The organism is Kribbella antibiotica (genome assembly GCF_004349055.1).
Lineage (GTDB): Bacteria > Actinomycetota > Actinomycetes > Propionibacteriales > Kribbellaceae > Kribbella > Kribbella antibiotica.
The window spans coordinates 1-12896 of the sequence record NZ_SMKX01000013.1; the positions used below are offsets into that span (position 1 = coordinate 1).

General features: G+C 68.4%; 11 protein-coding genes. 5 read left to right on the forward strand and 6 right to left on the reverse strand.

Translation table 11 applies throughout. From position 1 onward, the window contains the following. Positions 1-337 precede the first annotated feature (337 nt). The gene (locus tag E1263_RS06630) at positions 338-1516 is read right to left on the reverse strand and encodes a sensor histidine kinase (RefSeq protein WP_132166280.1); all 1179 of its coding nucleotides are present in this window, start codon (positions 1514-1516) and stop codon (positions 338-340) included. Then, complete coding sequence (locus E1263_RS06635) at positions 1513-2211, reverse strand: response regulator transcription factor (protein WP_165956515.1); 699 nt, start codon at positions 2209-2211, stop codon at positions 1513-1515. The genes E1263_RS06630 and E1263_RS06635 overlap by 4 nt, the downstream gene beginning before the upstream one ends. Positions 2212-2335: 124 nt before the next feature. Between E1263_RS06635 and E1263_RS06640 the strand changes: the two genes are divergently transcribed. The 4 genes from E1263_RS06640 to E1263_RS06655 are packed head-to-tail and all read left to right on the forward strand — an operon-like array spanning position 2336 to position 6433. Continuing rightward, positions 2336-2986 carry a glycosyltransferase family 2 protein gene (locus E1263_RS06640; protein WP_132166281.1) on the forward strand — a complete coding sequence of 217 codons (651 nt, stop codon included), beginning with the start codon at positions 2336-2338 and terminating at the stop codon, positions 2984-2986. Further along, on the forward strand, positions 2983-4239 hold the full coding sequence (locus E1263_RS43145) for a DUF2064 domain-containing protein (protein WP_202868751.1): 1257 nt from the start codon (positions 2983-2985) through the stop codon (positions 4237-4239). The genes E1263_RS06640 and E1263_RS43145 overlap by 4 nt, the downstream gene beginning before the upstream one ends. Next, positions 4236-5573, forward strand: a complete 1338-nt coding sequence (locus tag E1263_RS06650; RefSeq protein WP_132166282.1) for a glycosyltransferase family 87 protein — start codon at positions 4236-4238, stop codon at positions 5571-5573. The genes E1263_RS43145 and E1263_RS06650 overlap by 4 nt, the downstream gene beginning before the upstream one ends. A gap of 5 nt (positions 5574-5578) precedes the next feature. Then, the gene (locus tag E1263_RS06655; RefSeq protein WP_202868752.1) at positions 5579-6433 is read left to right on the forward strand and encodes an ATP-grasp domain-containing protein; all 855 of its coding nucleotides are present in this window, start codon (positions 5579-5581) and stop codon (positions 6431-6433) included. On the opposite strand, the gene E1263_RS06660 is transcribed toward E1263_RS06655, so the two are convergent. Next, positions 6434-6694 carry a WhiB family transcriptional regulator gene (locus E1263_RS06660; RefSeq protein WP_132166284.1) on the reverse strand — a complete coding sequence of 87 codons (261 nt, stop codon included), beginning with the start codon at positions 6692-6694 and terminating at the stop codon, positions 6434-6436. It lies immediately after the preceding gene. A 104-nt stretch (positions 6695-6798) separates the two neighbouring features. On the opposite strand from E1263_RS06660, the gene E1263_RS06665 reads away from it, so the two are divergent. Then, a complete protein-coding gene (locus E1263_RS06665; RefSeq protein WP_132166285.1) occupies positions 6799-7728 on the forward strand; it encodes a threonine ammonia-lyase in 930 nt (309 codons plus the stop codon). A gap of 14 nt (positions 7729-7742) precedes the next feature. Here E1263_RS06665 and E1263_RS06670 read toward each other — a convergent pair whose 3' ends face one another. The 3 genes from E1263_RS06670 to E1263_RS06680 all read right to left on the reverse strand — a co-directional run bounded on the left by E1263_RS06670 (position 7743) and on the right by E1263_RS06680 (position 12890). Beyond that, the gene (locus E1263_RS06670; protein ID WP_132166286.1) at positions 7743-9200 is read right to left on the reverse strand and encodes a glycosyltransferase family 87 protein; all 1458 of its coding nucleotides are present in this window, start codon (positions 9198-9200) and stop codon (positions 7743-7745) included. Positions 9201-9312: 112 nt separating this feature from the next. Next, entirely contained in the window at positions 9313-10107 is a 795-nt protein-coding gene (locus tag E1263_RS06675) for an alpha/beta fold hydrolase (protein WP_132166287.1), read from the reverse strand. Positions 10108-10151: 44 nt separating this feature from the next. Further along, positions 10152-12890, reverse strand: a complete 2739-nt coding sequence (locus E1263_RS06680) for an ATP-binding protein (RefSeq protein ID WP_165956516.1) — start codon at positions 12888-12890, stop codon at positions 10152-10154. Positions 12891-12896: the final 6 nt, after the last annotated feature.

Here is a 12896-nt window from a genome sequence, read left to right on the forward strand (position 1 = left end):
CCGCCGCACTTTGAGTACCCACCAACCACTTCCCCGGCGCCGAAGTGATCGGTGGCTACCCAAAGACGCCCACCGCACCCAAAGGTGGGTCGGCGTGTCTTTGGGCACTCACGAGCACTTTGAGAACCCACCAACCACTTTCGCGCCCGCAGAACGGTCGGTGGCTACCCAAAGACCCCCACCGCGCCCAAAGGTGCGCTGCCGTGTCTTTGGGCACACGCGCGCACTTTGAGAAGCCACCAACCACTTTCCCGGGCGCGGAATGGTTGGTGGGTGCTCAAAGATCGCGCTCGTGCACAAAGTCGCGAGTGGGCGAGCGGGCGAGTGGGCGAGCGGGTTAGTTCGGGCTGGAGGTGGCGTTGGCGGGGACTGGGGGGAGGTCGATTTGGAAGGCGCAGCCGCCGTCGATGTTGGTGACGCCGATCTGGCCGTCGTGGGACTCGACCACGCCGCGGGCGATAGCCAGCCCGAGGCCACCACCGCCTGAGACTGTTGGCTGGGCTGAGACTGCGGCCGGAGTGCGTTGTTCGTCGCCGCGCCAGCCGATGTCGAAGACGCGCTCCAGGTCGTCGGCCGGGATGCCGCCGCAGCCGTCGGTTACTGCGAGGCGGACTCGGCCGTCCGGCTCGCGATCGACGACGAGCGTCACTGTCCCACCAGACGCCGTATGGCGGATCGCGTTCCCCACGAGGTTCGTCACCGCGCGGGTCAATTCGTCCGGATCTCCTTGCACAGCAAGGCGATCGGCACCTGACGGCGTCGACACCGTGAGCTCGACTCCGGACGCCCGCGCATGCTCGCCGTTCTCGCCCGCCACGTCTTCGGCCAGCTCGCGCAGGCTGACCGCCGACCGTTTCCGCGGTAGCGCAGCGGCCGATAACCGCGACAGCTCGAACAGGTCGTCAACGAGCCCGGTCATCCGGTCGACGGTCGAACGCATCTGCCGCAGCGACCCCGGTACGTCGTCGATCACGCCGTCCTCAAGTCCTTCCGCGACCGCCCGCAACCCGGCCAGCGGAGTCCGCAGGTCGTGCGACATGAACGCCACCAGCTCCCGCCGGCTCGCCTCGAGAGCGCGCTCTCTGGCGTGTGACGCGGCGAGCTTCGCGCGCGTCATCTCGAGCTCATCCGTCAACGCTGAAAGCTCAGCCGGTACAGCGCCACTCACGCGATCCGACGGCTCATACGTCGTACCCAACCGCCGTAACCGCTGGCCGACGTCGCGCGAACCCTTGCTGATCCAATGCCCCAGCAGCACCGACATCCCGAGCCCGAGCAGCGATGCGAACGCCAGTGTCCAGAGAACAACCCACGAGTCGTGCTCGGAGATGAACATCGCCCGCACGCTCTGCAGCACCGCCGCCAATGCCGCCGCCATCGGAGCGAGCGCGGCAACGATCATCGTGACCCGCAGCGAACGCCGCCGGAACTGCCACAGGATCGCGCCGCCGATCACCGCCACCACCAACGTCCACAGCGTGGTCAGCGCGAGGATCGTCATCGTGTCGCGGTTCATTCGGACTCCCCCGCGAATCGGTAGCCCGTGCGCGGCACCGTCAGCACCAGCTGCGGATCCGACGGGTCTTCCTCGATCTTCTCCCGCAACCGCCGGACGTGAACCGTTACCGTCGACGAGTCGCCGAAGTCCCAGCCCCAGACCCGGCGCAGCAGCTCGGCCTTCGTGTAGGCCTTGCCCGGATGCGACACCAGATACGTCAGCAGATCGAACTCGCGGTGTGTCAGAGAGAGCTCTCTCCCGTTCAGCATCGCGATCCGGGCCGCGGTGTCGATCGTGACCGGGCCGGCGCTCAGCTTGGTCGGCGTCAGGTCGAGCCCGGCCAGCCGCTCCTCGCGCCGCAGCATCGCCTGCACTCGCAGGGTCAGCTCGCGGGGGCTGAACGGCTTGACCACGTAGTCGTCCGCGCCGAACTCGAGGCCGACCAGCCGGTCTTCCTCCTCGCCGCGGGCCGAGAGCATGATCACCGCAGCGCCGTCATCGGCCGCGCGCATCCGGCGCAGCACCTCCAGACCGGACATCCCCGGCAGCATCACGTCCAGTACGACGACCGACGGTTTCCACTGCTGCCAGACCTCGACGGCCGCGATTCCGTCCGCGACAACGCGAGCGTCGTACCCGGCCTTGGTCAGGTACGCCGAGACGACGTTGGACACGGTCGGGTCGTCATCCACCACGAGCACACGAGTAGCCACAGCCGCAGCCTAGGACTTCCGGGCACCTCGGCGCTGGACCAAGGCCCCGAGAGAGCGCTCACCGTAAGCGACCCGTAGCCGCGGACAGCCACCTGGAAGGCCGGATCTTCCCTACGGTCGAAGGGTGGCTGTCGATCTCGTACTGCCCTGCCTCGACGAGGCGGCGGCGCTCCCCTGGATACTCACCCGGCTCCCGGCCGGCGTCCGAGCTGTTGTCGTGGACAACGGTTCGACCGACGGTTCGCCGGAGATCGCCGAGCAACTCGGCGCGACTGTCGTGCACTGCAAGGTCCGTGGGTACGGCGCTGCGTGTCACGCCGGGCTGGAGGCGGCCGAGGCCGACGTGGTCGCGTTCATGGACGCCGACGCGTCGCTCGATCCGCGTCAACTGGTTCGGGTGACCGCGCCGATCCAGGCGGGGAACGCGGACCTCATGCTCTGCCGCCGGAGAGCGATCTCTCGGGGCGCCTGGCCGTGGCATCTTCGGCTGGCGAACGCGGAGCTCTCTCGGCGGATCAGGCGCCGTACCGGCGTTCTCCTGCACGATCTCGGCCCGATGCGAGCGGCTCGGCGAACGGCGTTGCTGGATCTGGCGATCCTGGATCGGCGGTCGGGCTATCCGCTCGAGACGGTGGTCCGCGCCGCCGATGCCGGTTGGCGGATCGCCGAGGTCGACGTGGACTACCTGCCGCGCTCGGGCCGATCAAAGGTCACCGGTACGCCGCTCGGTGCCGCCCGAGCCGTGCTGGACATGTCGAAGGTGCTGAAGGCATGACGCAAGGCACCCTCATCGTGATCGCGAAGGAACCGCTTCCCGGCCGGGTCAAGACTCGTCTCCAGGCCGAGTTCACCCCGGAGGAAGCGGCCGCTCTTGCTCGCGCCTCGCTCATCGACACGCTGAACACCGTCCGGTCAGCGCCGGCATCCCGCCGAGTGGTGGTCCTCGAAGGCAATCCGGGACCGTGGCTTCCGCCCGGCTTCGAGGTGATCCCGCAATCTGGCGGCGGGCTGGACGAACGGCTCGCGGCTGCGTTCGCGGACTCCTTCGACGGATCGCCGATGCTGCTGGTCGGCATGGACACCCCGCAGTTGCCGGCCGAGCTGCTCGGCTTCAACTGGCCCGGGTACGACGCTGTTCTCGGACTGACCGAGGACGGCGGGTACTGGTGCCTCGGCCTGCGCGAACCCGATGCCGCCGCGCTGATCGGCGTTCCGATGTCGACCGACCACACCGGCCGCGATCAGCTGGAACGCCTGGAGAAACTCGGGAAGCGCGTTCTCGTGTTGCCGACCTTGCGGGACATGGACACGCCCTGGGACGCGGCTGCGATCGCCGCGGACTACCCGTTGCTGCGAATGTCCCGGTTGTTCCGCCGGCTGGAGCACAGCGCCCATCCGGTCTTGCTGTTCGACCAGGCTCTCGGCGGTACGGCGCAAGTGGTTGCTACCGGCATCGATGGGCGAACCGTTCCCGCACTGTCCGAGCTGGACCGCTGGCAGTCCCCGGCCGATGAGGTCGATCGGCTCGCTCTGAGCCGCTGCGAAGGACCGGTGTTGGACATTGGCTGCGGACCGGGCCGAATCGTCACAGCCCTTGCTGAACAAGGGATTCCCGCCCTCGGCGTCGACGTCTCACCACAGGCCGTGTCGTTGACGACCTCGCGCGGTGCGGCCGCGCTGCGGCGGCCGGTGCAGGATCGGCTGCCGGCCGAGGGACGCTGGGGCAGCGTGGTCTTGATGGACGGCAATATCGGCATCGGCGGCGATCCCGCTGATCTGCTCCGCCGCTGTGCCGAACTCGTGCGCCCGAACGGTCTCGTTCTGGTCGAGGTCGACCCTGACGACGATCTCGACGACACCGACCCGATCGTTTTGCGCAGCTCGACCGGACGCCGCTCATTCCCGTTGCCCTGGGCAAGAGTCGGCACTCGAACCCTCCTCCGGCACGCCCGCACCACGACCCTCCACCCCACCGAGGACTGGCGCACTCCGCACCGAGCCTTCCTGACACTCCGCCGTACCGCATGAAGCGGGCCGTACTTGCCGGCGGAATCGCAATCGGCGTTGCTGTCCTGACGATCTGGACGCACGCCATCAGTTGGTGGCCGAATGTGACGCTCGCACTCGGGTGTCTAGTGGTTGCCGGGGTGATCTGGCGGTTCGGACGTGGGCTCAGTGTGGTTGGCGTAGTGGCGGTCGCCGCGTTGTGTCAGCTGCCCGGACTGACGCACGCGCCGATCACCAGCACCGACGCCTACCGCTATGTCTGGGACGGCCGCGTGCAGTTGGCCGGGCACTCGCCGTACGCGCATGTGCCGTTGGATGACGCCCTGGCGGACCTGCGGGATCCTCTGCTGTTCCCGGGGCTGTCGCCGACGCAGAGATCGGGAGAGAGCGCTCCCCCGCGCGTTCCCACGGATCCCGCGGGACTCGCGGCCGTCGCCGCTGACGACCCACGGACGCTGATCAATCGGCCCCGAGTGCCGACGATCTACCCGCCGATCGCGCAGGTCTATTTCACCCTGGTCGCCGCGGTCACGCCCTGGTCGGCCGGAACACTCGGACTGCAGATCGCCGCGGGGCTGCTCGCGGTCGCACTCACCTGGCTACTCGCCGTGAAAACGGGCGATCGACGCTGGGCAGCGTTGTGGGGTTGGTCACCGATCGTGGTTCTCGAGGCCGGAAGCGCTGCCCATGTGGACGTTTTGGGCGCGCTGCTCATCACGGCCGCCGTCATGGTCGCAGCCCGTCGCCCCAGACTCGCCGGGATCCTGCTCGGCGCTGCCGCCAGTGTGAAGCTCTTGCCGTTACTGCTGGTCCCCGCATTCCGGGTCCGGCAGTCATTCGTTGCCTTTGGCGCCTTTGTCGCGACCTACGTCCCCTACATCATCGCCTCCGGCGCCCTGGTCCTCGGCTTCCTGCCCGGCTACCTGACCCAGGAAGGGTTCTCCGACGGCAGCACGCGGTTCGCGATTCTCTCGCTCCTGTTGCCTCCTGAGGCCCGGCAACTGGTCGCCGTGATCCTTGCGGGAGCGCTCGCCGTCGTCGCTTTCCGGCGCCGCGGCCGCGAACCGCTGGCCGTCACCTGCTGCTGGCTGTACGGCGCTGCGCTGCTGCTCGCCACTCCGACCTACCCGTGGTACGGCCTGCCGCTCATCGCATTGGCCGCGCTCTCCCGACGGCCGCAGTGGATCGCTGTGCCGCTGGCGGCGTACCTGGCCTATGCCACCCCAGGGCAGGACAGCCGGCAGGGCCTGGTCTATCTGGCCGCGACTGGCATCGTTGTCATCGCCGCTACGCTGCGTCACCACTCGAGTGCCGATAAGCAGGTTGACGCGAGGCTGACTGCCCACCAACACTGAGCATCGTGACACTCAAGAAGCGCATCGCGATCGCAACCTCGGTCGACTGGCCCGAACTGCTCCCGGAGGAGCGTCCGCTGGTGGACGCCTTCGAGGCGGCCGGCCTCGACGCCGAACCCCTGATCTGGTCGGACCCATCGATCGACTGGTCGGCGTACGACGCGGTGCTGTTGCGCTCAGTGTGGGACTACTACAAGCGGCACCTCGAGTTCACCGAATGGCTCGGGCTGCTCGACAAGTCCGGCGTACTGGTCCTGAACGAGACCGACCTGATCCGCTGGAACGCCGACAAGAAGTACCTGCTCGAGCTCCGCGAGCGGGGTGTCGCGATCGTGCCGTCCCAGGTCGCGGCCGGCGCCTGTCTGCGCGAGGTCGTCGCTGGGCTCGACGGCCAGCAGATCGTCATCAAGCCGACCGTCAGCGGCTCGGCCTACAACACCGTCCGCGGGGTGGCCGGCTCGGCCGAGCTCGACCAGGCGATGACGGACCTGCCTGACGACGTCTACCTCGTGCAGCCCTTCCTGCCCGAGATCCAGACCGACGGTGAATGGTCGCTACTGTTCTTCGCCGGCGAGTTCAGCCACGCGGTGGTGAAGCGCCCGGCAGCTGGTGACTACCGGGTGCAGCAGCAGTTCGGCGGCGAGTCGACGCTCGAGGAGCCGACCCCCGCCATCCTGGAGAGCGCGAAGATCGCGCTCTCCGCCGCGAGCATCCAGCCAACCTACGCGCGCGTCGACGGCGTCGTGGTCAACGGCCGGTTCCTGCTGATGGAGCTTGAGCTGATCGAGCCCTATCTCTTCATCCCGGAACACCCGGCCGCCGCCGGCCACCTCGTCGGCGCCATCGCCGCCCGCCTCTGATCAGCTGGCAGCAGACTCCGGATGGCCGCGCCGGCGGCCATCCAGGAACGTGATCCCGGCCGCGGTCCCGGTGAACTTGGTCCGGCGCGCCCAGTCGTAGCAGTCGTTCAGCACCGGGCATGAGGTCAGACACAGCTCGCGTGCCTTGCGCTGCTCGAAACGGGTCGCAGTCTCGTCGTACATCCCGGCCTGCCCGCTACAGGCAGCGCGGTCCATCCAACGATCGGTCGGATCAACGATCACGGTCAGCATCGGCCTCATGACAACGACGGTAAATCCTCGGGAGCGCTCTCCGCGGCCCGTCTCGCAGTATGGTCGTTTGTCTATCAACTTACTTCACTTTTCATCCATCGTAAGGTCGAGCTATGCCCACCCTGGAAGAGATTCGCGCGGCGGCCGGCCAACTGCGGGGCCGGATTCATCGGACGCCGATGCTTGCGTCGGCGGTGCTGGACGCACAGTTCGGGGCGGAGGTGGTGCTGAAGGCCGAGCTGTTCCAGAAGACGGGGAGCTTCAAGGTTCGGGGGCTGCTGACGAAGCTGCTGACGCTGACACCGCAGGAGCGGGCGCGCGGGGTGGTGACCGTCTCGGCGGGGAACGCGGCCGGAGCGCTGGCCTGGGCAGCGCGGGATGCGGGGGTTGCGGCGACCGTCGTGATGGCGAAGAGCGCCGTACCGGCGAAGATCGAGGCTGCCCGGGCGTATGGGGCGACGGTCGAGCTGGTGGACGGGGATCTACTGGCGGCCTACGAGCGGATCCGGGGAGAGCGCGATCTCACCGGGGTTCATCCGTTCGACGACGAGCAGGTGATCACGGGGCACGGGAGTCTCGGCCTTGAGCTGCTGGAGGACCGGCCGGATCTGGAGACCGTGCTGGTGCCGGTCGGGGGTGGCGGGTTGATCTCGGGCGTCGCCTTGGCGGTCAAGCTACTCAAGCCCGGCATCCGGGTGATCGGGATCGAGCCCGAGCAGGCGGACGTGGTGAGTCGCAGTCTCGCGGCAGGTGAACCGCAGCGGCTGCCGACCGCGCGGTCGATCGCGGACGGGCTGGCCGCGCCGATCTGCGGTACCCGCAACTTCCCGATCATTCAGCAGTACGTCGATGACGTCGTACGGGTGAGTGAGGATGCGTTGCTGGCGGCGACACGGCTCGTCATGTCGCGCACCAAACTGGCCCTCGAGCCGGCCGCCGCGGCGCCGTTCGCGGCCTTGCTCGAAGGCAGCGTTCAGCTGGACGGCGTGACCGCTGCCGTGGTCAGCGGTGGCAACCTGGACGTCGCCAAGCTGAACCTCTGACCACAGCGGCACGGTCAGGCCGGCGCGAGCTCTCGAGGCCTGGCCTTGGAGGCCACACCGTCACTGGGATCGTCGACGACATCTCCTTGGCGGACCGGGTCCTTCTCCGGCAGCAGGATGTCGCGGGCCACGACCAGCATCAGCCAGAGCGTGCCGCCCATCCGCAGGATGACCGACAGCCAGTAGATGCGGTCGGGGACATCCGGATTGCCTGGTTGCAGGAACTGCGCCAGATGCATCCAGACGAGCATCCAGTAGAACATCTCGCACGCCTGCCAGATCAGCCAGTCACGCAGCCGCGGGCGAGCCAGCGCGACCAGCGGCAGCAGCCACAGCACGTACTGCGGTGAATAGACCTTGTTGATCAGCAGGAACGCCGCGACCACCAGGAACGCGAGTTGGGCGAAGCGTGGCGGTTTGGGCGCCATCAGCCCGAGGATCGCGATCGACAGACACAGGCCCGCGAAGATCACGATGTTCAGCTGGTTGACGTCGGCGACCTCGTGCTTGGCCAGTTTCAGCACGTACCAGATCGAGCCGTAATCGCTCTCCCGCTCGTCGTTGAACGTCCAGAACGAGATCCACTCCTGCTTCGCGAGCAGGTAGATCGGAGCGTTCACCAGCACCCAGGAGACCACCGCGGCCACCGTCGCCTGGACGAACGGCCCCATCTTGCGGCCGCGCAGGCAGACGATCAGCAGCGGTCCGAGCAGCAGGAACGGGTAGAACTTCGCCGCCGTTCCGAGCCCGATCAGAATGCCGAACCAGATCGGTTTACCGCGTGACCAGGCGAACATCGCCCCGGCCGTGAGCGCGACCGCGAACAGGTCCCAGTTGATGGTCGACGTGACCGCGAGCACCGGCGCAGCAGCGACGTACAGGGCGTCCATCGGCTGGCCGCGCGCCGCGCCCGGACGGCGGGAGACACCCCGTGCTGTCGCCACGGTGAGCCCGACCGTCAGCAGTGCGCAGAGGAACAGCAGCACGATGTTGACGACGAAGAACACGCCGGCCGTGTCGCGTTTCTGCTCGTCGGTGAGGTCCTTCTTCGGGTCGCCGGTGACCAGCCAGGTGAGCTGGGCCGCGACCTCCATGAACCCGCCGGTGAGCACCGGGTACTCGAGCACCGGGTAGTTGCCGGTGTCCAGGAACGGCCGGTTGCCCTCGGCGAACCCGCGCTCCTGGTAGAGGAACCCGACGTCGGAGTAGCACAGCGCCTTGAACGGCCGCCAGCTCTGCCGGTCCCAGCCGGCGTCCATACAGGGCGCCTTCTGCAGTACTCCGAGGCCGAAGGTGATCGTGCACACGGCCAGCGCGATCCGCAGCGGCGTCCACCACGACGAGCCGAGCCGGGCGAACCGGCCGAACCGTCCACCGAGCCCGACGGTCAGCTCCGCCACAGCCGGATCGGCCTCCGACGGCGGCAGCCGGTCGTGCTTAGGCTGGCTTCCTGGTTCCGTCACGGTCGGCATCATCTCCTATCCGATCAGCCAACGACCAGGGCAGGTTACCCACCCATCGTTCGGCATCACACCACCCCCACGCCGAAGGACGCCGGGCGGGCCGGATTAGGTTCGTTGCCGATCAGTCGGTGGATTGGCCGATCAGCAGAGACGCGGTCCGCCGTGGGTCCTCCCACCAGAACAGGTGACCGGCACCGTCGAAGAGCTCCACCTGGGCCGCGGGCAACAGCTCAGAGAGCCGGAGAGCGTTCTCTACCGGGATCCCGGCGTCCGCCGTGCCATGCAGGATCAGAGCCGGTACGGCGACCTCCCCGAGCCTGGCCGTGGTGTCGTGGGCCTGGGCTGCGGCCCACTGCATCAGCACGACCGGCACCGGGACCTTGACCGAGAGCGCTCTGCGGCGATAGATCTCGCGGACGCCGGGAGTCTCGGCGTACCGGCGGGAGAAGTTCGCCTCGAAGCTGGTGCGCAGTCCGTGCTCGACATCACGGGTCGCAATCGCGTCGACCATCCGGTGTGAGGTCTCCGAGATCACGCCGCGGGGTCCGCCGGCCCAGGTGCATCCGAGTGCGATCGAGCGCACCACCTCCGGGTGCCGGAGGACCAGCTCCTGCGCCACCATGCCGCCGAGCGAGATGCCGAAGATGTGCGCATCGGTCCACCCCACCGATGCGATCACCGCTGCTGCGTCGTCGGCCAGGTCCGCCACCGTGAAGGGTTCGTCCGCTCGGTCGCCGCGCCCAATCCCCCGATGGTCGTACGCGACGATGTCGAACCTGGCCTCCAACGCACTGAGCAGTTCGTCCCCCCACACCTCGTGATGCGCTGCCATGCCATGCAGCAGCAACAGCGGCGCACCCCGCCCGCGCCGCACGTAGTCCAGCCGGCGTCCCCCGGTCCCAGTAACGAACTCCATGCGGCACAGCCTGCCGAGGCTGCCTTGCAAACCGCTTGCAGGTGTTAGCCCGAGAGCATGGCGACCATCGCGCTCCACGAGACAGGCTCGCCCGAGCCAAGCGGTCCGATCTCCTGCTCCACCCACGGCTCCCCGACGATGTAGAGCCCTGGTGTCTTGAGCCCCAGCCGCTCCGAGTGCGCCCGTACGGCGGCCAGCAGCGCCACCGCCTCTTCCAGTGGCCGTCCCACTCGGACCAGCGCGAGAGCACCAATCCGCAACGTGTTCAGCGCGTACGGGTAGTCCTCGTGCTGCAGGAACCGTGCCAGCCCAGTCCGGAGCGCTGCCAAGGCTCGCTCGGCAGAGTCCGGTCGCAGCGAAGGGTGGCGCAGGTACAGCTCACCGACGACCTGGTTCGCCCAGCCCTTGTTCCAACCACGGCTCTGCTCCAGCAGTGCATCGGCGTAGTCCAGCATCTCCGCCGGATCGGTGGCGTGCCGCAGCAGCCCGACGGTCCGGACCGTCAGACCGGCCGCGCTCATCGTCGGGAGCCTCAACCGCTCGGAGTACTCGATCAGCTGTCCCGTGACCTGCAGCGACACCGCTAGCGGCGCACTGAGGGTGGCTCCGAGCGCCAGGAAGTACAGGACCTCGGCATAGTCGCGTGGCAGGACATCAACCGGGATCTGCGGGAGCAGTCCGATCACCGCCTCGACCAGCGCCGCCGTACCGGCCAGGTCTCCGGAGAAGTAGGTGAGCGCGGTCAGCACGTTGAGGGCCCGGATGCGGTCGAGGGCAGGCGCGTCCGGTGCAGCGTCGAGCGCGGAGCGCAGCATCCGGATCACCTCGCCGTGGTGAACGCCGCGGTACAGGTAGACGCCGAGCGAGACCGCAGTGAGTACCGCTGCGTCCGCATCGGTAGTCAGGTCATGGGCGAAGCCCGCGCGCAGGTTGGGCAGCTCACGGCTCATCATGCGCAAGTAGGCGCCCGCCTGAGTGCTGCGGATCGAGTCCACACAACGCGAAGCCAGCAGCCGCACCCAGCGTGCCTGCACGAGCCGAGTCTCGGCCGGGTCCGGGTCGATAGTGCGGCAGTAGGCACGGATGCTCTCGAGCAGCACATAGCGCGTCGGCTCAAGGGAGGTGTCAGCCACGACGACCGACCGCGTCACCAGAGCAGACAGCGATTCCAGTACTGCGGTCTCCCGGCCCGGCCAGATCGTCTCGGCTGCCTCCAGCGTGAAGCCGCCCTCGAACGCCCAGAGCTTCAGCAGCAGCTCACGGTCGGGCGGATCGAGCAGGTCGACACTCCAGCCGATCGCTGCCTCCAGCGTCCCGTGCCACGCGAGCGATCCGCGCGGTACGGGCCCCAGTACTGCGAACCGATCGTCCAGCCGGTCCGCGATCTCGCCCAGCCCGAGCACCCGGGCCCGTGCGGCCGCCAGCTCGATCGCTAGCGGCAGACCGTCCAGTGCGGTCGCGATGCGCTGGGCTGCGATCAGCTCGCTCGGGTTCGGTTCCCAGCCGGGGCGCACTGCTCGGACCCGGTCCGCCAGCAGCTCCACTGCGGGCGCAGGTGACAGCGGCTGGACCGGCACCGTGATCTCACCGTCCACACCAAGCGGCTCCCGACTTGTCGCCAGAATCCGCAGCCCCGGACAGCTCTGCGTCAGCCGGTCGACTAGCTCGGCCGCAGCGGCAACAACGTGCTCGCAGTTGTCCAGCACTAGCAGCGCCGACGCCGTACCGATCCCGTCCACGATGGCTACCACCGGATCACCGCTGACGACCACACCCACCGCATCAGCCACCGCCGCAGCAACACCAGAGCCATCCGGTACGTCGGCCAGCCGCGCGGCCCAGGGATCCGCAGCCGGTCCCAGAGTCGCCAGGTACTCGACCAGCAGCCGCGTCTTCCCCACACCGGCTGGCCCGACCAGGTTCACCAGCCGATGCCGGTCCATCCGTGCGGTCAGCAAGGAGAGCTCGGCAGAGCGGCCCAGGAACGTCGTCAGCGGCCGTCTGATCGGCACTGGCCGGGCAACCCGCATCGGCGCGGCCAACCGCAGCCGCGGGTCCTGAACGAGCACCTGGCGTTCCAGCTCCTGCAGCTCCGACCCTGGGTCGACGCCAAGTTGGTCGGCCAGCAACTCGCGGACTCGCCGCAGCGTGGCCAACGCATCGCCTTGCCGATCGCACCGGTAGAGCCCGAGCACCAGCAAAGCCCAGCGGCGCTCACGCAGTGGTTGCTCTCGGACGAGCTGCTCCAACTGCACTACCGCCTCGGCGGCGTCACCAGTCCCCAACCGTGCGGCCGCCAGGTCCTCCAGCGCCACCTCACGAAGCTCGGCCAGCCGCCCGCGCTCCGCCTCAGCAAGGCCGTCCGGCAGCTCGGCGTACGGTTCACCCCGCCACAGCTCCAGCGCTTCGGTCAACCGGATGCGCGCCTCTTCTGGCCGGTCCCCGGCCAGTTGGCCCCGGGCGGCCTCGATCAGCTCCGCACAACGCCGTACGTCGATCTCGTCGGCGTGCAGGAAGTAGCCGGCCGGCGTGCGGCCCAGCCGGTTGCGGTACGTCGTCCCAAGCGCGGAGCGCAGCCGTGACACGTAAGCCTGCATCGCGGCGGCTGCTTTGGCCGGTGGCTGGTCGTCCCACATGGCCTGGGCCAGTCGGTCGTCGGACACCGGCTTGCCGTCCGCCAGCGCGAGCGCAGCGATCAGCCGTCGGGGCAGCGCACCCCCGACCTCGACCACGGTCCCGTCAACCAGCACTCGGACGGGCCCCAGAACCCGGCACTCCAGCACCTGGTC

Coding starts and splice junctions, on each gene's coding strand:
- E1263_RS06630 (WP_132166280.1), bottom strand. CDS start 1,516: ATGAACCGCGACACGATGACGATCCTCGCGCTGACCACGCTGTGGACG.
- E1263_RS43145 (WP_202868751.1), top strand. CDS start 2,983: ATGACGCAAGGCACCCTCATCGTGATCGCGAAGGAACCGCTTCCCGGC.
- E1263_RS06650 (WP_132166282.1), top strand. CDS start 4,236: ATGAAGCGGGCCGTACTTGCCGGCGGAATCGCAATCGGCGTTGCTGTC.
- E1263_RS06660 (WP_132166284.1), bottom strand. CDS start 6,694: ATGAGGCCGATGCTGACCGTGATCGTTGATCCGACCGATCGTTGGATG.
- E1263_RS06665 (WP_132166285.1), top strand. CDS start 6,799: ATGCCCACCCTGGAAGAGATTCGCGCGGCGGCCGGCCAACTGCGGGGC.
- E1263_RS06670 (WP_132166286.1), bottom strand. CDS start 9,200: ATGCCGACCGTGACGGAACCAGGAAGCCAGCCTAAGCACGACCGGCTG.
- E1263_RS06675 (WP_132166287.1), bottom strand. CDS start 10,107: ATGGAGTTCGTTACTGGGACCGGGGGACGCCGGCTGGACTACGTGCGG.